This window comes from Streptomyces sp. SID5910 (assembly GCF_009862125.1).
GTDB lineage: Bacteria > Actinomycetota > Actinomycetes > Streptomycetales > Streptomycetaceae > Streptomyces.
In genome coordinates this window covers 1-19989 of the sequence record NZ_WWHX01000554.1, presented here as the reverse complement: position 1 = coordinate 19989, position 19989 = coordinate 1, and the positions used below count along the sequence as shown (strand labels likewise).

Below are 19989 nucleotides of genomic sequence, written 5' to 3'. Positions count from 1 at the left end.
GGGGTCGACATGGCGCAGACTGCCCTTGGGCAGGACCACGGCGTCGACGCCGGTGCCGGTCAGCTCGCCGAGCAGGGAGTCGAGATCCCCGGGCCGCAGCGGCCCGTCGGTGACGGAGTGATCGAGGGGGACGACGAGCAGGCGCCCGTCGCCGTGCCGGAACAGCCGTCGCAGCCGGAGACTTCGGGCGAACGAAGCGTTGTGTACTGCCACTGGGTCCTGCCTCTCAAACGGTGGCGGAAGAGCCGGCCGCGGACGTGACGTCGCACGGCTCGTGCCGGTCGAGGTGGAAGGCGCGGTGCAGAACCTCGACGGCGTCGGCGGTGCGCTCGCGCGGCACGATCACGGACAGCCGCAGCTGCGAGGTGGAGATCCAGCTCGTCGGGATCCCCGCGGCGGCGAGTGCCGCCATGAGCCTGGCCGTGTACTCGGGCCGGCTGAGCAGGCCCATCCCGACGACCGAGACCTTGCCGACGTTCTCGTCGAAGTGCACGCCGCCGCCGAAGGCGGCCGTCACCTCGTGCAGCGGGGCCCGGACGGCGTCCGCCTGGCTGCGGCGGACGGTGAACCCCATGCGGAACTCGCTCTCATGGGCACCGGACCTGGCCACCAGGTCCACCACCAACCCGTGCGCGGCCAGCACCCCCAGCACGTCGGCCGCCAGGTCCCGGCGGCTGTCGCGGCAGTGCACCAGCACCCGGGCCACGTCGGTGTCGTGGGTCACCGCCACGACCGCCCGCCGGGTCTCCAGCGGCCGGTCCTCCGGCCGCTCGGCGACGACGGTTCCGGGCGCCTGCGACGACACGTTGCGCACGTGCACTTCGACCCCTTCCATTGCGGCCAGTTCGATGCAGCGGGTGTGCAGCACCTTCGCGCCGGCGAACGCCATCTCCGCCATGACACCGGGCGCGATCCACGGCAGACACCGCGCCGCGGGCAGGATCCGGGGGTCGGCGCTGAAGACGCCGTCCACGTCGGTGTAGATCTCGCACGCCGTCGCGCGAAGCCGAGCGGCCAGCGCCACCGCGGTGGTGTCGGAACCGCCCCGCCCGAGCGTGGCGACGTCCCCGGCGCGGTCGACGCCCTGGAATCCGGTGACCACGGCGACCTGGCCGGCCCCCAGGGCGTCCCGCACCCGGGCGGCTCCGATGCGCGAGATGAGCGCCTCGCCGTGCCGGTCGGTGGTCTCGATCCCGGCCTGCTGACCGGTCAGCGACACCGCGGGCACCCCCAGCCTGTTCAGCGTGAGGGCCATGAGGGCCGCCGACTCCTGTTCGCCCACGGCCAGCAGCTGGTCCAGTTCACGGGACGCGGACGTGGCGCCGATGTCCGCCGCCAGGCGCAGCAGGTCGTCGGTCCTGCCGCCCCGCGCGGAGACGACCACGGCCACCGAGGCACCGCGCCGCCGCGCCGCCGCGACCCGGAGGGCGGCGTGCCGAACACGGGCGAGCGTCTCCAAAGAGGTACCGCCGTATTTCTGGACCAGCACATCCACAGTCGATTTCACCGCTCTCGTCGAACCGGCATGGCACGACAGTAAGCGCGGTTCACGGCCCCGCCCACTACCCGCCCGAGTAGTGCTGTGCCCTTCAGTTGTTCACGCCATAGGGGCACGCCATACAGGTACTGCGTTGGCTGAAACGCGGGATGGCGGCTTCACGTCATGTGCGGCGCCATTCGCCTCCGCAATATCGAGAGGGGTCATCCGGTCTCACGTGAAGGGGAGCACTATGCAGGGGACGGATTCGAGCACGGCCGGCCGCCCGGACGCCCTGGCCGGGCTCGGCCGGGACGGGCGTGCCTTCGCCCTGCTGTACCGGCCCGGCTCCGCCCAGGACGCGTGCGTGGAGGTCCTGACCGGCGACGTCCGCGAGGTGCCCGCTCTCGCGGAGCTGCCGCTGCCCGACGGACCGGCGGGCGACGCGCGGCACGACCTGCTCGTGGCGGTTCCCTACCGGCAGATCACCGAACGCGGCTTCGCCTGCCGGGACGACCACGCGCCGCTGCTCGCCCTGCGCGTACGGGAAGAGGACCGGGTCAGCCGTGAGCAGGCCCTGGCCGGCCTGCCCGACCTGGACGTGGCGGTGTCCGGCGCGGGCTTCGACATCGGCGACGAGGAGTACGCGGCGATCGTCGAGCGGGTGCTGCGCGACGAGATCGGGCAGGGCGCCGGTTCCAACTTCGTCATCCGGCGGTCCTTCGTCGCACGGCTGGACGACTACTCGGTGCGCACGGCGCTGGCCGTCTTCCGGCGGCTCCTCACCGGCGAACTCGGTTCGTACTGGACGTTCTTGTTCCACACCGGGGCGGGCACGTTCGTCGGCGCGTCGCCGGAACGGCACGTCAGCATGGCCGGCGGTGTCGTCTCCATGAACCCGATCAGCGGTACCTACCGGCATCCACGGACCGGTCCTGACATCGCCGGGACACTGGAGTTCATCAACGACCGCAAAGAGGCCGGCGAACTCTGCATGGTCGTCGATGAGGAACTGAAAATGATGGCCCGTATGTGCACGTTCGGCGGCCGGATGCACGGGCCGTTCCTCAAGGAAATGGCGCGGCTCACGCATTCCGAATACATCCTGACCGGGCACAGCGAAATGGACGTGCGCGATATTCTCCGCGAGACCCTTCTCGCGCCGACCGTCACGGGCAGCCCCCTGGAGAACGCCTTCCGGGTCATCGGCCGTCATGAGGCGACGGGCCGCGGATACTACGGCGGTGTCCTCGCCCTGATCGGCCGGGACGCGGCGGGCAGCCGCACCCTGGACTCCACGATCATGATCCGTACCGCGGAGATCGACAACGGCGGCCGGCTGCGCCTCGGGGTCGGCGCCACCCTCGTCCGTGACTCCGCACCCGCGTCCGAGGTGGCCGAGACCCGGGCCAAGGCCGCGGGAGTGCTCCAGGCACTCGGCCTCGCGGACGGCGACGGCACCGGGAGCGCCGCGTCCGCCCCGGCGGCCGCACGCCCCTCACCGGCCGACGACCCCCGGGTGCGCCGGGCCCTGCGAGCCCGCAACAGCACACTGTCGCGCTTCTGGCTCGACGGACCCGGGCACGGCAGACCCGACCCGGAGCTGACCGGACGAGAGGTCCTCGTCGTCGACCACGAGGACACCTTCACGGGCATGCTCGGCCATCAACTGCGCGCCCTCGGCCTGAGGACCACGCTGACCCGCTTCGACCGCCCGCTGCCGGCCGACGAGTTCGACCTCGTCGTCGTCGGCCCCGGCCCCGGAGACCCCCGCGACCCGACGGACCCGCGCATCGGCTCGCTGCGCGCGCTCACCCGCGAGTTGCTCGCCGGCGGCGTCCCGTTCCTGTCCATCTGCCTCGGCCACCAGGTACTCGCCGGTGAACTGGGCCTGGACGTGGTCCGGCGCCCGGTGCCCAACCAAGGCGTGCAGAAGAGGGTGAACCTGTTCGGCCGCGACGAACTCGTCGGCTTCTACAACACGTACGCGGCACGCGCCGCACACGACGCGCTTCCCGGCACGGCGCGGCGCGGGCCCGTGGAGGTGAGCCGTGAGCCCGGGACCGGGGAAGTGCACGCGCTGCGCGGCCCGGGGTTCCGTTCCGTGCAGTTCCACCTCGAATCCGTACTCACCCAGCACGGTCCGCGGATTCTCGCCGAACTGCTCACCTCCCTGCTGGCGGAGGCGGACAGCGCCGGCGTTCCGGGGCCCGCCGGCGTGCGCGTGGGAGCGCACGGCAGGTGAGAGGCCCCGCGCAGGAGGCCGTACCAGCCTCCTCGTTGCCACGACGACACGAAGGACACAGTCCATGACGACCTCCGCACGTTCCCCGCTCACGGCCGCGGCCCCGCGACGCAGATCCCTGCTGCTCGGCGGCGCCTCGACCGTGACGCTGGCCACCGTGGGGCTCGGCGGCACGGCCGCCGCCGGCCCGTCCACCGGCTCTCCCGCGGCGACGCCCGCGGACTTCGACTTCGACACCGGGAACTTCATCTGGGACCTGATCTACAAGTACAGCCCGCTCGAGAGCGCCATCGCCCCCATGGACGCGACCGTGCTGCACCGCTTCGTCCACCTCTCCACCACCGCCTGGTTCGACGCGGTGGCGCCCTACCACCCCACCGCGGTGGGCGTGCACTCCCGGCTCGGCCGCCGCCCCTCCGGCGAGGCCGCCACCAACAGGAACAAGAACATCGCCGGCATGTACGCCTCGTTCCGAGTGGTGCAGGGAGTCGAGACGGGGCGGGAGGCGGCCTTCCGCGACCTGATGACCGCGATCGGCCTGAACCCCGACGACACCTCGCAGGACCGGACCAGCCCGGTCGGCATCGGCAACCTGGCCGGCAAGGCCGTCGTCGCGGCCGCCGAGCGGGACGGCATGAACCAGCTCGGCGACGTGGGGCGCCGGTACAACGGCCGCCCCTACGCCGACTACACCGGCTACCGTCCGGTGAACACGGCCTACGAGCTGGACGACCCCTCGCGCTGGCAACCGGGCCTGGGGCCGCACGGCCGCCGTCTGGGCGGGGGAGCGGGGGACAAGGGCATCTTCGTCGTCCAGCACTTCGTCACGCCGCAGATGGCACGGTCGAAGGCCCACACCTTCCGGGACCCCGGCCGCTTCAAGCTCGCCCCGCCCCGGCACAGCGACCACACCCGGGCGCGTGAGTACAAGCGCTCGGTGGACGAGATCCTGGAGGCCTCGGCCGCCCTCACCGACGCGCAGAAGGTGGCGGTCGAGTTCTTCGACGACAAACTCCTCGGCATCGGCAGATCGGTCGGTGCCGCGGGCTGGGCCCACGCCGACCGGATGGACCTGGACCGCTGGGTCCACCTGTTCTTCACGAACACCGTGTCGCTGTACGACACGCTGATCGCCTGCTGGTACCAGAAGGCCAAGTACGACTCCGTCCGGCCCTTCAGCGCGATCCGCCACGTGTACGGCAGTTCCCCGGTCACCGCCTGGGGCGGGCCCGGCAGGGGAAGGGTCACCGACCTCCCCGCCGACGAGTGGGCGAGCTACCTGAACGTCGGGGACCATCCCGAGTACCCGTCGGGCTCCACCACGCTCTGTGCCGCGCAGGCCCAGGCGGTGCGGCGCTTCTTCGGCGACGACGTCCTGGACCTCGGTTTCACCACCGCCGCCGGCGGGACGCGTGTGGAACCCGGGACCACACCCGCCCGCGACATCGAGCTGCACTACGCCACGTGGTCCGACTTCGTCCGGGAGTGCGCCGTCAGCAGGGTGCGGGGCGGCGTGCACTTCAAGAAGACGGTCGAGGAGTCCATCGTGTTCGGCACGCAGTTCGGTGACCTCGGCTACGAGTACGCGCGGCGGCACATCAGGGGCGACGTCGATTCCTGAGCCGGCGCTCAGGCGCCGCTCGGCCGCGGTGACACCCCGCAGGAGTACCGCGCCGGCGGTAGTCGGCCGTTCCTCCACAGGGAGGACCCACCGGCCGCACGGCCCGGCTAGGGTGCGCGTATGAGCACAGGACTGTCCCGCGTCTGGGCCCAGGCCGGGGACTACGTGATCGCGGTCGGGCTGGCGGCGGTACTGCTGGTCACGGCACTGTCCGGCGACCACGCCGCCACGGACCTCGCGCCGCTCGGGTACGTACTGGTGGTGACGAGCGGCCTGGCCCTGGTCGCCCGTCGCCGCGCCCCGCTCACCGCCCTGATCGTCACGGGCCTGTGCGTGGTGGGGTACAACGCGGTCGGCTTCGAGGTCCCCGCCGTGGCGTTCCTGTTCGCCGTCTACACCTCCGTACGGTCGGGGCGCGGCCCGGTGACCGTGCTGGTGTGCGTGGCGATGCTGCTCGGTCTGCCCTTCGCGGTCATGGCGTCTCCGGGCGAGGGCCCCGCCGCCGACGCGTTCGCCCAGGCCCGGGGGGTCCTGGAGCTGGCCTGGCTGATCGCCGCCGGCGCCGCGGGCGAGGCGCTGCGGCAGGCCGAGCAGCGGGCGGACGAGGCCGAACGCACCCGGGAGGAGACCGCGCGGCTGCGCGCCTCCGAGGAACGGCTGCACATCGCGCGTGAGCTGCACGACTCGCTGACCCACCAGATCTCGATCGTCAAGGTGCAGGCGGAGGTCGCCGTCCACCTGGCGCGCAAGCGCGGCGAGGAGATCCCCGAGTCGCTGCTCGCGATCCAGGGGGCCGGCCGCGAGGCGACCCGCGAGCTGCGCGCGACCCTGGAGACGCTGCGGGACGAGACCAAGTCGCCGTCGTACGGGCTCGACCGCGTGCCCGAACTGGTGCAGCGTGCCCATGGGATAGGCCTGAAGACCACGCTGACGATCGAGGGGGAACGCCAGGACGTGCCGGACGCCGTCGACCGCACCGCCTACCGGATCGTGCAGGAGTCGCTCACCAACGTCGCCCGCCACGCCGCGGCCGCCACCGCGTCCATCCGCATCGACTACCGTCCGGACGCACTCGCCATCCGCGTCGACGACGACGGCAGGGCCGAGCCGGGCTCCACCCCCGTGGCCGGCGTCGGCCTGCTGGGGATGCGCGAGCGCGTCACCGCTCTGGGCGGCCGCCTGCTGGCGGAACCGCGCGTCGAGGGCGGCTTCACCGTCCAGGCCGAGATCCCGGTGGCCCGCATCTCATGATCCGTGTACTGCTGCTGGACGACCAGCCACTCCTGCGCAGCGGCTTTCGCGCGCTGCTCGACGCCGAGGACGACATCGAGGTGGTGGCCGAGGCCGCCGACGGGAAGGAGGGCCTCGCGCTCGCCAGGAAGCATCTGCCCGACATCGCGCTCGTCGACGTCCAGATGCCGGTCATGGACGGCATCGAGACGACCCGGCAGATCGCCGCCGACCCGTCCCTGTCCGGCGTACGGGTGGTCATCCTGACCAACTACGGCGTCGACGAGTACGTGTTCAACGCACTGCGCGCCGGCGCGGCGGGGTTCCTCGTCAAGGACATCGAGCCCGAGGACCTGCTGCACTCCGTACGCGTCGCCGCCCGCGGTGACGCGCTGCTCGCGCCCACGATCACCAGGATGCTGATCGGCCGGTACATCGCCCAGCAGCCCAGCGTGGAGGTCGGACCCGGGCTGGCGGAGCTGACCAACCGCGAGCGCGAGGCCGTCGCGCTGGCCGCGCAGGGCCTGTCCAACGACGAGATCGCCGACCGCATGGTGATCAGCCCCCTCACCGCGAAGACCCACATCAACCGAGCCATGATCAAGCTTCAGGCCCGCGACCGCGCCCAACTCGTCGTGTTCGCCTACGAGGCCGGCCTGGTCGTCCCCCGAGGGCGCTGAGCACGCCGGCGGACCCGGGGCCGGTGCCCCGGGTCCGCCGGCTCCGTGGGACGACTAGATGAAGTCCATCGCTCCGGGCTTCCACCTGTAGTGCGACTCCAGCTTGTAGTACTCCCCTTCGGGCGCGAGCGCGACGCCGTAGACGAACTTCCGGTCGGCTCCGCTGTACGGAACGCTGCTCACGAACTTATCGATCTCCGGTGCCAGGCGCACCGGAAGGGTCCCCAGGTCCGTCGTGGTCACGGCATAGCAGATGCGCTCGATCTTCGGGGAGTCCCAACTCAGCGTGACGTACAGCCCGAACGCCGCCCGGCCGAGCCCGAGCATCTGCTCGCTCGGCTCGGCGAACCCGGACTCACGGAGCATCGCGCGGATCGTCCCCTCCTCGAAGCACTCCGCGGGCACGTCGTTGAAGTACACGTTGACGGTGCGGTGCGGGTAGTCGATGCCGACCACGCCGACCCGGTCGTCCAGTCCGTACCGGGTGAAGAAGTCCCCGTTCCCGGCGACGCTGCGCGGCATGGACGGAAGGCCGACGAGCGTCGACAGCTCCTGAAGGGCGTCGGGGGCGAAGAACGTGTAGATCTTCTTGAAGCCGCCCACCACTCCGAAGTCGATCCCGTGGCTGTCCACGGGCAGCCGTCCCTGAATGGCGGAGAGCAGGGAGCCGACGGGATGGTCGGTCCTCGGCGTGATGCCGTTCGACAGGGCGAGCGCGTAGGGATCGCGGTGCGCGGGGTGGGTCGTGAACCGGCAGTCGAGTTCGCCGATGTGCCGCTTGCCCGTCGCGACCCGGAAGGCGACCACGGTGCCGTCGTGCTCGAAGGTGTCCGCGTACGTGGACAGGACGGGCGCGACCGTGTCGCGCGAGCAGGCCACGCCCAGCAGGCGGGCCGCGTCCTCGAGGGCCGAGTGAAGTTCCGCGGCTCCAGCGGTTTCGGACATGTCTCCTCCAATCATCCCCCGGCGGGGGAGAGTTGATGGCGGCACGCGCCCGTCCGCGGGCGTACGCGTGCGGCCCGAGACGACGGTGCCGAGCAGGACGCCTTGGACGGCGGAGGTTCCCGGGCCGGCCGCCGCCGTCATCGGGTCCGCTGCGTCGCGTGGACCGCCATGTCGGCGAGCCGTTGCTTCGCGGGCCGGCCGGCCCCGCTCGCCTCCAGCACGGCGACGGCCCGTTCGGTGCGCAGCGAGATCTGCCGTTCGACGCGGGCCACCGCGCCGACGTCGACGAGAACGCGCCGGACGGTGGCGAGTTCGTCGTCGGAGAGGTCGGTGCCGATCACGCTCCGCAGGAACAGGGCGGCGTCCGGATCGTGTTCGTCCGCCCGCTGGAGCGCCGTCGCGAGCAGTACCGTCCGCTTGGCCTCACGGAGGTCGTCGCCCGACGGCTTGCCGGTCACCTCCGGGTCGCCGAACACGCCCAACAGGTCGTCCCGGAGCTGGAAGGCGATCCCGACGTCGGCGCCGAAGGCCCGGTAGGCCGCCACGAGTTCGGCCGGCGCGTCGGCGATGGCGGCACCGAACTGAAGGGGGCGTTCCACCGTGTAGGAGGCGGTCTTGTACCGGTTGACGCGCAGCGCCGAGTCGACGTCCTCGGCGCGGCTCGCCTGGTTGATCAGGTCGAGCAGCTGACCGTAGAGGACTTCCGAGCGCACGGCGGACCAGACCGGTCCGATCCGGGCCTGCGCGTCCGCGGGCAGCCCGGACGCCCGGATCAGGGCGTCGGCCCAGCTCTGGGCGAGGTCCCCGAGCAGCAGGGCCGTGCCGGTGCCGAAGGCGTCCGCGTCGCCGGAGAAGCGCCGCGTCCGGTGCTGTCCGGCGAGTGCGACATGCGCGGCGGGACGGCCGCGGCGGGTGCGGGAGGCGTCGATGATGTCGTCGTGCATCAGGGCCGCGGCGTGCAGCAGTTCCAGCCCCGCGCAGGCCCGCACCACCGCCGCCGCGGCGGGCCCGTCCGGGTCGCCGCCGGCACCGATCCAGCCCAGCAGGGCGAAGGCCGGCCGCATCCGCTTGCCGCCGCCGAGCACATAGCTCTCCAGCTCGGCGACCATCGCCACGACGTCACTGCCGAGCGCCTCCGCCTCGGCACGCCGCTCGGCGAGGAAGTCGCCGAGCGCGGCGTCGACGGCGTACGCGTCCGTGGCTGCTTCGAGATGGCTGACGGTCATGCTCTCAACTCCCGATCGGGACGACGATCACTCTGGAGGGCGCGCATCGACTACTACCGGGAACTCGCCGAGTTCGCGATGAACTCCGCCGTGTGCCTGCGAAAAACGACGCCGATCCCCGGAGAAGCGAATTCACGGCCTTGCGTCACTCGACCGGGAATCGGCACGGCCCGATATTAGCCACGGTGCGATGCCGTGCCCACTACTCGCACGAGTAGTGCCGGACCACTCGCCCGAACACGGGATTCTGGAGGCGGCCGGCCGTAGATTACCCGCGTATTACCGCTGTGGCCGGGGTCGCCCGGAGGTGTTCGACCGCCGGAACGGGTTGTTGCACACCGCGTCCGCGGGCCACAGCACGCGTCGGAAGATCGTCCGGAGTGACACGGGGGTAATCGTGAATCCTTTGATCGGGCGTGAACACGTGCTGTCCGTGGTGGACAGCCGGATGGAGGCCCTCTCGCGGGGCTCCGGGGGCTGTCTCCTCTTCGAGGGACCGTTCGGGACGGGCAAGACGCGGCTGCTGCGCGCCGTGACCTCCGGGGCGGCGGAGCGCGGCTTCACGGTGGTCGCCGGGCAGGCGGGCGGAGCCGACCAGCCGGCCCCCCTCCGGCTGCTGATCGGCGGGTTGCGGCATCTGATGCCCGAGGCGGCCGACTTCGACGCCCTGGCACGCCCGGACGGCAACCCGTTCCGGCTGACGGACCGCGTCGGTGAACTGGCCGAGAGCGCGGCACGCGGGCGGCCTCTCGTGATCGCCCTGGACGAGGTCCAGCGGATCGACGACGCCGGCGCCCTGGCACTGCGTGGCCTGGTGCAGACGCTCACCTCGTCACCGGTGCTGTGGCTGCTCGCCCGGCGGCCGACGCCGGCCCGGTCGCTCGCCCAGCACGCCCTCGGCTCGCTCACCGACCACACCGCGCTGCGGCTCGCGCTGGGGGCGCTGGACGGCGACGCCTCGGCCGCGCTGTGCACCGAGGTTCTCGGCGCCGAACCGGACACGTCGGTGCTGCGCTGGGCGCACCGCTGCGGCGGCAACCCCTGGCTGCTGGAGAACCTGCTCGACGCCTTCCGCGAGGAGGGCCAGGTGGTGGTCGTCGACGGCACGGCCTCGGTGGTGTCCGAGCGGCTGCCCGAAGGCGTCCTCGGGGCCGTCGGCCGTCTGCTGGACGGGATGACCCCGGCGCTGCGGCGCCTGCTCGTGTCCGGCAGCAGGAGCGGTCGGGTGTTCACGGCCGAGGAGGTGGCGGCCGAGCTCGGCCTGCCGGTGGCGGAGCTGTCCGCGTCCGTCGAGGAGGCGGTGTACGCGGGCCTGCTCCGCGGTGACGGCACCGGTCTGGCCTTCGAGCACGAGGTGATCGAGGAAGCGCTGCGTCTGCTGCCGTCGCCGCGGGAGCCGGAGCCCGCCGGAGCCCGGCCGTCCGCCGCGGTGGCGTTCGGCGCGTGGCCCACGGGCGAGCCGGAACCCGTGACCCCGCCCTGGCCGGTCACCGGGGATCACCGGCTCCCGGCCGGGGAGGCGGACGCCCTTGTGCCGCCGCCGGCCTTCGGCGCCACCGCCCCCGCCCGCTCGCCGGCCGTCCCGGCACCCCGGTCGCCCGAGTGCGACTGCGAGGACCTGGCGGCCCGGGTCATGGCGTCCCTGGGAGACGTGTTCGACGAGGTGCCGCGGACGCTGGCCGCCCCGCTGCGCCTGCTCGCCGGAGCGGGCCGGTGCACCGAGGCCGCCCGTCTCGCGCGAGTCGCTCTGCGCCCCGGCGTGGAGGCGGCGGCCGAGACGCGGTTGGTGCTCGGTCTGAGCCGGGGGCTGCGGGACGCCGGCCACCCCGGCCCGGCCTCGGACCTCCTGCGGCGGACCTTGACGCGGCAGGACATCGGCGAGGCGGAGCGCGCCGCCTTGAACGAGGCACACGCCGACGTCTCGCGGCGCTCGGCCGGTACGCCCGACACCGTCGCGGAGGCGCGGGGGAGCCGGCCCGCCGGCCGCACGCCGTCACCCGTGCGACGGGGGGCCGAGACCGGCCACGGCCCTCGTACCGCGCCTGTCGGGCTCCGCGCCAGCGCACCCCGGCAGGCGCCGGCACCGGCCCACTGCGACGCGTGCGAACGCCCGCTGTGGACCTGGCTGGTCCGGGCCCTCGCCGCGGCCGACCTGTTCGACGAGGCGACGGCCGTCTGCGAGGCCGTGCGGCGTGAGGCGGAGAGACACGGTGCGGCCTGGCCGGAGACCCTGTGGCACGGCCATCACGCCGAACTCCTCACCGCGGCCGGCCGGCTCGACGAGGCCCGGGGCGAGGCCGAGACGGCGCTGCGGCTGGCGGACCGGTCGGCGCCCGAGGACTCCGTCCCCGCGCGTCTCGTGCTGGCACGGCTCAGCCTGCACCGCGGTGATCTCGCCACCGCCGGCGACCAGTTGCGCCTGGCCGAACGACTGCCGGTGCCGTACGGCGGTGCCGACCGGGCCCGCCTGGACTGGGCGCTCGCGCAGTTCCACGCGGCGAGCGGCCGGCCGGCGGCGATGGTCCGGACCCTGATCGACGCCGAGGGCGGAGTGGAACCGGACCTCCTGCTCTTCTCCGAGGTTCCGACGGCGGCGGCCGCGCTGGTACGGGTGGCCGGACAGGCGGGCCTCGGCGCCGAGGCCGAACGGGCGGCCGCGTTCGCCCGGCACATAGCCGACCGCAATCCGACGGTCCGGTCGCTCGTGGGAGGCGCCGAACACGCCGAGGGCGTCCTGCGCAACGACATGGTGGCGTTGCACCGCGCCGTGGAACTCCACCGGAACGCCGCCCGCCCGCTGGCGGCGGGCAGCGCGCTGGAGGACGCGGCCCTGGTCGAGCAGTCGATGGGCGACAGGACCCGCACCGTCCGCCTGCTGGAGTCGGCCGCGGACCTGTATCTGCACTGCGGTGCGCAGCGGGACACGGCCCGGGCGCAGAAGAAGCTGCTGCGCCTCGGTGTGCACCACGAGCGCGGGCAGGGCGCCGAACGGCCCAAGACGGGCTGGGAGAGCCTCACGAGCGCGGAACTGCGCGTCGTACGGGCGATCGTGGACGGCATGACCAACAGGGAAGCCGCGAGCAGCCTGTTCCTGTCGCCCCACACGGTCGACAGTCACCTGCGGCGCGTGTTCTCCAAGCTCGACATCAACAGCCGGGTCGAACTGACCAAGCGGTTCCTCACGCACGAGGCCGTCCCCTCCGGTGCCGCGGCCTGCGGCCGGCCCGGATCGGCGGGATGAACGGATCGGCGGGCTGAACGAAGCGGCGGGCCCCCTCGGTGGCGGGCCGGGAAGTCCCGGCCCGGCCGCCGAGGGGCCCCGCCCTGTTCGGGCTGGACTCCGCGGCGCGCGACAGGTCAGACGGCCGTACCGCCGGCCCGTCCGAAGCCCGGGCGCCCGTCGGTCCCGGTGGAGTAGATCGCCGCTCTGCTCGAATAGGTGGCGGCTCCGCTCGCCAGTTCGACGCGGGTGTTGATGCCCAGCTTCCGGTAGATCTTCCGGAGGTGATAGTTCACCGTGTGCGCCGAGAGGTGGACCTCCTTGGCGATCAGACGGTTCGTCATCCCCACACTCACCAGATACGCGATCCGCCGCTCCATGTCGGACAGGCCGGCCCAGCACACGGGGTTCAGCTGGGAGGCGATGGCCTCCTCCGCCCTCGCCTGCGACGGACTCGAGGGGAGGGAGGCCGTGCTTCTCCGCCCGCCCGGAGTCCTGGACCGGTAGATCTTGGCGAGTTCCTCGGTCGCCAGGGCGACGGCGATGGGATCCGGTGACCGGGCGATGATGTGCGACAACGCGGCCGCGTCCCCGGCCGCCACCGCGTTGGCGTGCAGGGCGCCGAGCCCGACGACGGAGATCCCCGGGTTGTCGGCGGCCAGAGCGTCCACGGTCTCGAGGACGCTTCGCTCAAGGCCGGTGTCGCCCACGTCGAGCGCGAGGCGGACCAGGAACGGGGCGGCGACCGGGTCCTCCACGTACAGACTCCGCTGAGTGGGAAGGTCCCTGTACTTGCCGGCGAACAGGTCGACAGCGGCCTGCGGGCCGTCCCGTTTCACCGCGATACGCAGTTCCGTCCAGGCGTACTGCGCGGAGGGGAGTACTGTCCGGTCGCTCGCAAGCTCGCTCCGCGCCCGGCCCAGGCTCTCCACCGCCGTGGGCAGGTCCCCCACATAGAGGGCGACGGTGCTGAGCACGCAGTGCGCGAGCGGCCGGAGCACGGGGACGGCGTCCGGCCTCTCCGCGGCGACGGCCAGCTCCGCCTCCCGGCGGGCGTCGCCGAATCGTCCGGCCTGGAGGAACAGCCGGGCCCGGACGACGGCGGGCGCGGCGTTCCAGACCTGGGTGGGCAGCGCGCGCAGGCCGGCCTCGGCGTCGTCGATCAGCGACTCGGCCTGCTCGAACGCGCGCAGATCCGTGAGCTTCCCGGCGAGCGCCAGCAGGGCGTGCATGCGCCAGACCGGATCGGCACCGTCGCTGTACCGCACCGCGGCACGTCCCAGACCGAGCGCTTCGTCCAGGGCTCCGGAACGCCACAGCGCGCTGGAGAGCGCCGTGGACGCCATCAGGGTGACGACGTCGCCCTGCCCGGCGCCGCGTTCCCGGAGAATTCCCCGTGCGTGCCTTTCGTGCTCTTCCGTGCCCAGCAGCGAGTGGCCGAGGACTATCGATGCCTCGGCATCGAGTCTTGTGGCGGTGGAGACATGAGGGTCCGCGAGGACGCGCTCCGCCGTCCGGATTCCGGCTGTGGCCCGTCCGTCCATGATCAGGGAATGGGCGGGCGAGCAGACCTCGTCGGTGCTCGGAAAAAGCTGTTCGGAGGCTGCTGAATGGCTTCTGAGGTGTTCCGACGCCTCGCGTCGCAAAGCACCGCGCGCCGGAGCGGGAATTGATTCGAGAATTCCTTGGAGCAGGAACTCGTTCGAGAACGAGAGCCGTAATTCGTCCGCGACGACGATTCCCGATACGATGGCCTCGTCCAGTGGCGAGAGCAGGCTGGCGGACGAACGGTGCAGCATTCTGGAAACGTCCTCCAGCATGAAGGACATGCCCAATGCGGCGGCAACCTGTACAAAGTGCCGGCAGCTTGGGCTCAAGTCGTCCAGGTGCCGCTTCACGCACGCTGCGACACGGCGCGGAATCCGTCGTTCCGTCATTCGAGCGATATCGCCCCGAAGCTCGACGAGTCCTTCTTCGGTCGCTCCGAGCGCGAATTCGAGGAGCATTCGGCGATCCCCGCGAGCGCCGGCTGCGAAGTCGAGCAGTTCGCGGTCGGGTTCACCTCCGATAATTCCTTGCAGGATCTGCTCGTCGGTCGCCTCGTCGTTCAGTGAGTCCAGCACCACCAGCCCGTGTCCGGTGCCATTGCTCTTGGCTGCCGGTTTGCCGCTCCCAATCGTCGGTCCACATGCCATGACCTCGGCCAACCCCCGTCTGTCGTCGCTGTACTACGAGACCGCGCACTTCCTCTGGCGTACTTGTCAACGGAATTACGGGAAGGTGAAGAAAGCCTGTGGGTGAACGCGACTCCGCCTTCCTGTGGCAATCCTACCGAACGTTTTCAGTCGCCATAAGAGGAGAGCGGCGAAATCTGAAACAGAGACGTAAAATCTATTGACAGTTCACCGGGCAGGGCGTAGTGCAGCGTAAATCATAAGGTAAATTCGGCCGTGTTTCCATAGAACTTTTGTCATGCCTGGGAAGGCGGCGAGCGTCGTTTCGACGCGAATTCCCCCGATGACGGAACGCCGAGGGCCCCGTCCATTGCGGACGGAGCCCTCGAACGGTGCGAACGGGAAAAGGTGCGCAGGGTCAGACCCTGGCCTCCTCCTCGACCCCGGCCGGGGGAACCGAGGCCGGCTCCGGTGCCCGACGTCCGGGCATCCACCAGTTGGCCTTTCCGCACAGCTCCATCACCGCGGGGACGAGGATCATCCGGATGACGGTGGCATCGATGAACACGGCGACGGCCATGCCCAGACCGATCTGCTTGATCGACACGTCGGGGCCGAGCAGCGAGGTCGTGAACACGGCGACCATGATGGCGGCCGCGGCCGTGATGACCTTGGCGGTCCTCGCCAGTCCCTGGGTGACGGCGGTCCGCGTGTCACCGGTGCGCTCGTACTCCTCGCGGACCCGCGAGATCAGGAAGACCTCGTAGTCCATCGACAGACCGAACAGGACCGGGAACATCATCATCGGCACCCACGTGGTGACCGGCATCTCCGTCGGGAACCCGAGGGCCGGGCCGAGCCAGCCCCACTGCACGACCGCCACCAGCACACCGTAGGCGGCGCCGATCGACAGCAGGTTCATCACGGCGGCCTGCAAGGCGATCGTGACCGAGCGGACCAGCGCCACCAGCAGCAACAGCGACAGCAGGATGACCACCGCGACCATCCAGGGCAGACGCGTGCCGGTCTCGTCGGCGAAGTCGATCGCTCCGGCGTTCGGGCCGCCGATGCGCACCTTCTCACCGCCGGACGCCTGGGGGAGCACGTCGTCACGCAGTTCGTGCACGAGCCGCGCGGTCGCCTCGTCCTGGAATCCCGTCGTGGGGAAGGCCATGAAGGTGGCGGCCCGCTGGTCCTGGCTGACCCGCGGCTCGGTGGCGTAGGCGACACCCTCCGTCTTCCTGACCGCCTCGACCACCGGGCCCAGTCCGGCGCCCTGCCCGTCGACCTCGGCCGCGAAGACCAGCGGCGCGCCGTAACCCGGTCCGAAGCCCTCGGAGAGGATCTCGTACGAGGTGTAGCTGCTCCGGTCACGGGGCTGGACACTCGCGTCGGGCAGGCTCAGCCGCATCGACAGCGCGGGGGCGGCCAGCACCAGCAGACCCGCCCCGGCCAGCACCGCGGCCAGCAGCGGCTTGCGCTGCACCACACCCGCCCAGCGCTCGGCCGCGGTACGGCGCTCATTCGACGGGGCCTCCTCGGTGCGCTGCGCGCGCGAGGTGCGGCGGGGCAGCCGCAGAGAGTTGATCTTGTACCCGGTGAAGCCCAGGAACGCCGGCAGCAGGGTCACCGCGGCGATCATCGTCACCAGTACCGTGACGGACGCGCCGATGGCCACGCCGGTCATCAGCCGCTGTCCCATGGTGATCAGGCCCAGCAGCGCGATCACGACGGTCGTGCCGGCGAACAGTACGGCGTGACCGGCGGTGGTGATGGCCCGTACCGTCGCGGCCTCCGGCTCGTGGCCCTCCGCCAGGCTCTCCCGGTACCGCGTCACGATGAACAGGGCGTAGTCGATGCCGACGCCGAGTCCGATCAGCGCGGCCACGAGCACGGTGAAGTCCGGCGAGGGGACGATGTGTCCGGCCAGCTTGATGAGGGCGATGCCGGCGAGGATCGCCATCAGCGCGGTCACGATCGGCAGCCCCATGGCCACCAGCGACCCGAAGGCGATGAAGAGGATGACCGCCGCCGCCAGGACGCCCACGCTCTCGGCGGGCCCCTGCGCGGGCGTCTCGGCCTTCTCGGCCTTGTCTCCGCCCAGCCCCAGCGTCACGCCGTCGCCGGAGGCGTCCTTGACCGTGGTCACCAGGGGCTTGACCTCGGTCTTCTTCACGTTCTGATCGGTCAGTGGGATGGTCGTACGGGCGATGCGGCGGTCTTCGGTCACCAGCTGCTCGTCGTCGTACGGCGAGGTGACCGGTCCGGTGATCGAGGCGGCGTCGAGGTCGGCGATGACCTTTTCGATCTTCTGCCGGGCGGCGGGGTCGTCGATGCCCTTCTCCGCCTTGATCGCGAGGGTCAGCGTGTCCCCCTGCTGCTCGGGGAAGTGCTTCTCGATCAGAGTCTGTGCCTGGGCCGACCCGGAGTCGCCACCGGTGAAATCGTTGTCGGAGGCGGCACCGAAGCGGAAGCCCACGAACGCCAGCGCGATCACGCCGATGATCCAGGTCACCAGAACCATGCGGCGGCGCCGGTAACAGAACCGGGCTAGCCCCGCCAGAGCTCCGTCCGTGCGGGGAGTCTCGGTCGGCATCGTCTCTCCTCGAGTCGTTGAGCGTTGGGCTCAATCCTCACGAGGCGACGCCGTCACGTCGATGTACGTACGGAGGCACTATGCCGACGGCCCTACCGCGGTTGCGGTACTCCCTCCGCAGTAGTGGCCGGGGCGGGTGTCCGACGGGATGCTGCCGGCGGGTCAGCCGGCGGCGCGGAACGTGGCGCTCTCGGCGAAGGCGTCCGTGCCGTCGACGCGGGCGAGGGGCTTCCGGGTCCTTCGCGGACACGACGACCGCATCGACCCTCTGCTCGGTCAGTTCGTCGACGCGGCTGATCTGTCCCGCCGTGTCCGTACTGCCGGCGGTGCCGACCTCCTGGTAGGTGGAGCCGAGTCGGGTGACCGCCCGCTCGCCGCCCCGGCCCGCGACGGAGAAGTAGAGATTGCCCCGCACCTGCTTGGGGAGGAAACCGATGACCAGCCCCTTCTTGGTCGGAGCGCCGGGATGGGCTCTTCCGGCGGCCGTGGGATTCGCGGCGGAGTCGTCCGCGGCCCCGTCGTCCGCGCAGGCGGTGCAGCCGAGGGCGAGCGACAGCACGGCGACGAGCGCCGGCGCCCAGCGGTGCGGATTCATGGTGCTCATGGCGATTCGGTTCCTTTTGGACATGAGGGTGCGCGGGGGCGCACGGGAGCCCCGGCCGGCCTCTCGGAGGCGCGCGTGATGCCGCCCCGCTTCCCGCGGAGTGCCTTCAGGGAGCGGCAGTTGCTGAATCAACGCGTCAGCGGCGCCGTACGGGACCGCACCGCACCGGGGATGGAGCTGATGAAGGTGAGGACCACGTTGCCCGGTGGGCCGACGCGGGTGGCGTCGCACAGCGTCTTCTGCACGGCGGCCAGGAGGGCGCCGACGGTGACGAGCACGACGGCGTCGCGGGTGAGCGAGGCGGTGACCAGGGCGACGGCGACGCCGCCGAGCATGCCGAGCACCACCCAGGCCAGGGTGCGGGCGCGGGCGGCGTACGGACGGTTGTGGGCGTAGAGCGCGCACAGGGATCCGGCCATCGTGTACATCGCGAGGTCGAGCCGGCCGAGCGCGAGCAGGATCAGGTTGGGCGGGGCGATGGCGGCGACCGAGCTGAGGGCGGGCTTGAACCAGATCTCGGAGGGGCGGCGCAGCCGCAGCACGCCGGTCAGGGACAGACGGCGGCCGAGTGAGGTGCCGGAGGTGGGGGTCGCACTGCGCATGAAATTTAGTTTAACAGGTGTTTTACCAGTGAAAGATGCTCGCGCGAGGGGCGCGCGCCCGTCTCCGACCTGCTCCGACCGGTCGTGCTCCACCGCATGCCCCCTGTGCACTCCCTTGCGCTCGCGTGCGCGCCGCGTCGCCCGGGCAGGCCTTGACCGACCGTCGAGCGGGGAGGTGCGTGTGCACGGACCGGCAACGTCCGGCTGGCTGCTGGTCGCGCTGTGCGCGGCGACCGGGGCCTACTGCCTGCTGCGGATGCGCAGCGACGTCGAGGAGCAGCGCCGCGCGGCCGGCGGTGAGGCCCTGATGGGGTTCGGCATGGCCGCCATGGCCGTGCCCGCGGCGGTGTTCTCCCCGCCCTCGTGGGCGTGGCCCGTCTACGCGGTGGTGTTCGGCGGCGCGGGGCTGCGCGCGCTGTGGGCGGCCCGCTCGTCCCGGCATCATCTGCACCATCTGGTCGGGGCCGCGGCGATGGTCTACATGGCGGTGGCGATGGCGGCCGCCCCCGCCGCCGCGCAGGGCCATGCCCACGGGCACGGCGGTTCGGGGGTCCCGCTGCTGACCGGGGTGCTGCTGCTCTACTTCACCGGCTATGTGCTGCTGACCGGCGTGCGCCTGATACCCGTCGCGATGCCCGTCACGGCCGTGGCGGGCGGCGGGCCGGGGGCAGGGTGGGGCGACCGGCCGGAGCTGGCGCGGGCCTGCCGGCTGGCGATGGGGATCGCGATGCTGGGGATGCTGCTGACGATGTGACGCCGTGCCACCCGGCCCGGCGTCTCGCCGCGAACCGCGAACCGGAGCGCTGCCTGATTCAACTCGGCGGCGGCCTCGGGGCGTTGGCCCGTCCCCGGCACCCATGGCGCACGCAGCATCGCCGGGAGATTGGCCCCCCGGCCCCCGGGTCGGCGAGTATCGCAGCATGCACTCGCCGCCCGTCGACTCCCCGCCCCGTCCGCCGCAGCACCGCACTGTCGTCCGCACGGCCTGGGTCCTGGCCCTGTGCTCCCTGGTGCTGCTCGTCCTGGTCGCTGCCGAGTGGCGCCCGCTGACCGGCACGGACGGCGACATCGCGCGGACCACGCACCGCTGGGCGGTCGACGAGACGGGCGTCACGCACACCATGCGCGTCCTCACCGACTGGGTGTGGGACCCCTGGACGATGCGCCTGCTGTGCGCGCTGGTGGTGGTGTGGCTGTGGTGGCGGCGCAGGGACCGGCGGACGGCCGTGTGGCTGGCCGTCACCTGCGTCCTGGGCAGCCTGCTGCAACAGGTCCTGAAGGCCGCGGTGGACCGCCCCCGGCCCGTCTGGCCCGACCCCGTCGACACCGCGCACTTCGCGGCCTTCCCGTCGGGCCACGCCATGACCGC

At 71.8% G+C, this 19989-nt stretch carries 13 protein-coding genes and 2 pseudogenes; 7 read left to right on the top strand and 8 right to left on the bottom strand.

Going from position 1 to position 19989, the window contains the following annotated elements:
- Positions 1–213 (bottom strand): annotated as a pseudogene (locus GTW67_RS19375) (2-amino-4,5-dihydroxy-6-one-heptanoic acid-7-phosphate synthase); the annotation flags it as partial.
- A gap of 13 nt (positions 214–226) precedes the next feature.
- Positions 227–1489, bottom strand: a complete 1263-nt coding sequence (locus tag GTW67_RS19370; RefSeq protein ID WP_161166080.1) for an aspartate kinase — start codon at positions 1487–1489, stop codon at positions 227–229.
- Positions 1490–1730: 241 nt separating this feature from the next.
- Between GTW67_RS19370 and GTW67_RS19365 the strand changes: the two genes are divergently transcribed.
- The 4 genes from GTW67_RS19365 to GTW67_RS19350 all read left to right on the top strand — a co-directional run bounded on the left by GTW67_RS19365 (position 1731) and on the right by GTW67_RS19350 (position 7253).
- Positions 1731–3722, top strand: coding sequence for an anthranilate synthase family protein (locus GTW67_RS19365; RefSeq protein WP_161166079.1), 1992 nt, complete (start codon positions 1731–1733; stop codon positions 3720–3722).
- Between the two features lie 64 nt (positions 3723–3786).
- Positions 3787–5343 (top strand): vanadium-dependent haloperoxidase, encoded by a 1557-nt coding sequence (locus tag GTW67_RS19360; protein ID WP_237518937.1) that lies wholly within the window; start codon positions 3787–3789, stop codon positions 5341–5343.
- A gap of 120 nt (positions 5344–5463) precedes the next feature.
- Complete coding sequence (locus tag GTW67_RS19355) at positions 5464–6594, top strand: sensor histidine kinase (protein WP_161166078.1); 1131 nt, start codon at positions 5464–5466, stop codon at positions 6592–6594.
- Positions 6591–7253, top strand: a complete 663-nt coding sequence (locus tag GTW67_RS19350; RefSeq protein ID WP_161166077.1) for a response regulator — start codon at positions 6591–6593, stop codon at positions 7251–7253. Before GTW67_RS19355 ends, GTW67_RS19350 begins: the two co-directional genes overlap by 4 nt.
- A 54-nt stretch (positions 7254–7307) precedes the next feature.
- Here the strand turns inward: GTW67_RS19350 and GTW67_RS19345 are convergent, their stop codons facing one another.
- Positions 7308–8198, bottom strand: a complete 891-nt coding sequence (locus tag GTW67_RS19345; RefSeq protein WP_161166076.1) for an aromatic prenyltransferase — start codon at positions 8196–8198, stop codon at positions 7308–7310.
- A gap of 137 nt (positions 8199–8335) precedes the next feature.
- Complete coding sequence (locus GTW67_RS19340; protein ID WP_161166075.1) at positions 8336–9424, bottom strand: polyprenyl synthetase family protein; 1089 nt, start codon at positions 9422–9424, stop codon at positions 8336–8338.
- Positions 9425–9821: 397 nt separating this feature from the next.
- Here GTW67_RS19340 and GTW67_RS19335 point away from each other — a divergent pair, with 397 nt between their 5' ends.
- Positions 9822–12665, top strand: coding sequence for an AAA family ATPase (locus tag GTW67_RS19335; protein WP_161166074.1), 2844 nt, complete (start codon positions 9822–9824; stop codon positions 12663–12665).
- Between the two features lie 116 nt (positions 12666–12781).
- Here GTW67_RS19335 and GTW67_RS19330 read toward each other — a convergent pair whose 3' ends face one another.
- The 4 genes and pseudogenes from GTW67_RS19330 to GTW67_RS19315 all read right to left on the bottom strand — a co-directional run.
- Positions 12782–14851 carry a helix-turn-helix transcriptional regulator gene (locus tag GTW67_RS19330; RefSeq protein ID WP_161166073.1) on the bottom strand — a complete coding sequence of 690 codons (2070 nt, stop codon included), beginning with the start codon at positions 14849–14851 and terminating at the stop codon, positions 12782–12784.
- A gap of 385 nt (positions 14852–15236) precedes the next feature.
- Positions 15237–17414, bottom strand: coding sequence for an MMPL family transporter (locus GTW67_RS19325; protein WP_161166072.1), 2178 nt, complete (start codon positions 17412–17414; stop codon positions 15237–15239).
- 37 nt (positions 17415–17451) lie between these two features.
- Positions 17452–18018, bottom strand: coding sequence for a type 1 periplasmic-binding domain-containing protein (locus GTW67_RS19320; RefSeq protein WP_161166071.1), 567 nt, complete (start codon positions 18016–18018; stop codon positions 17452–17454).
- Positions 18019–18191: 173 nt separating this feature from the next.
- A pseudogene (locus GTW67_RS19315) lies at positions 18192–18620 on the bottom strand (FUSC family protein); the annotation flags it as partial.
- 181 nt (positions 18621–18801) lie between these two features.
- Here GTW67_RS19315 and GTW67_RS19310 point away from each other — a divergent pair.
- Both GTW67_RS19310 and GTW67_RS19305 read left to right on the top strand, forming a co-directional pair.
- Positions 18802–19374, top strand: coding sequence for a DUF5134 domain-containing protein (locus tag GTW67_RS19310; RefSeq protein ID WP_161166070.1), 573 nt, complete (start codon positions 18802–18804; stop codon positions 19372–19374).
- 166 nt (positions 19375–19540) lie between these two features.
- A partial coding sequence (locus GTW67_RS19305) for a phosphatase PAP2 family protein (protein WP_161166069.1) occupies positions 19541–19989 on the top strand: 449 nt, incomplete at its 3' end.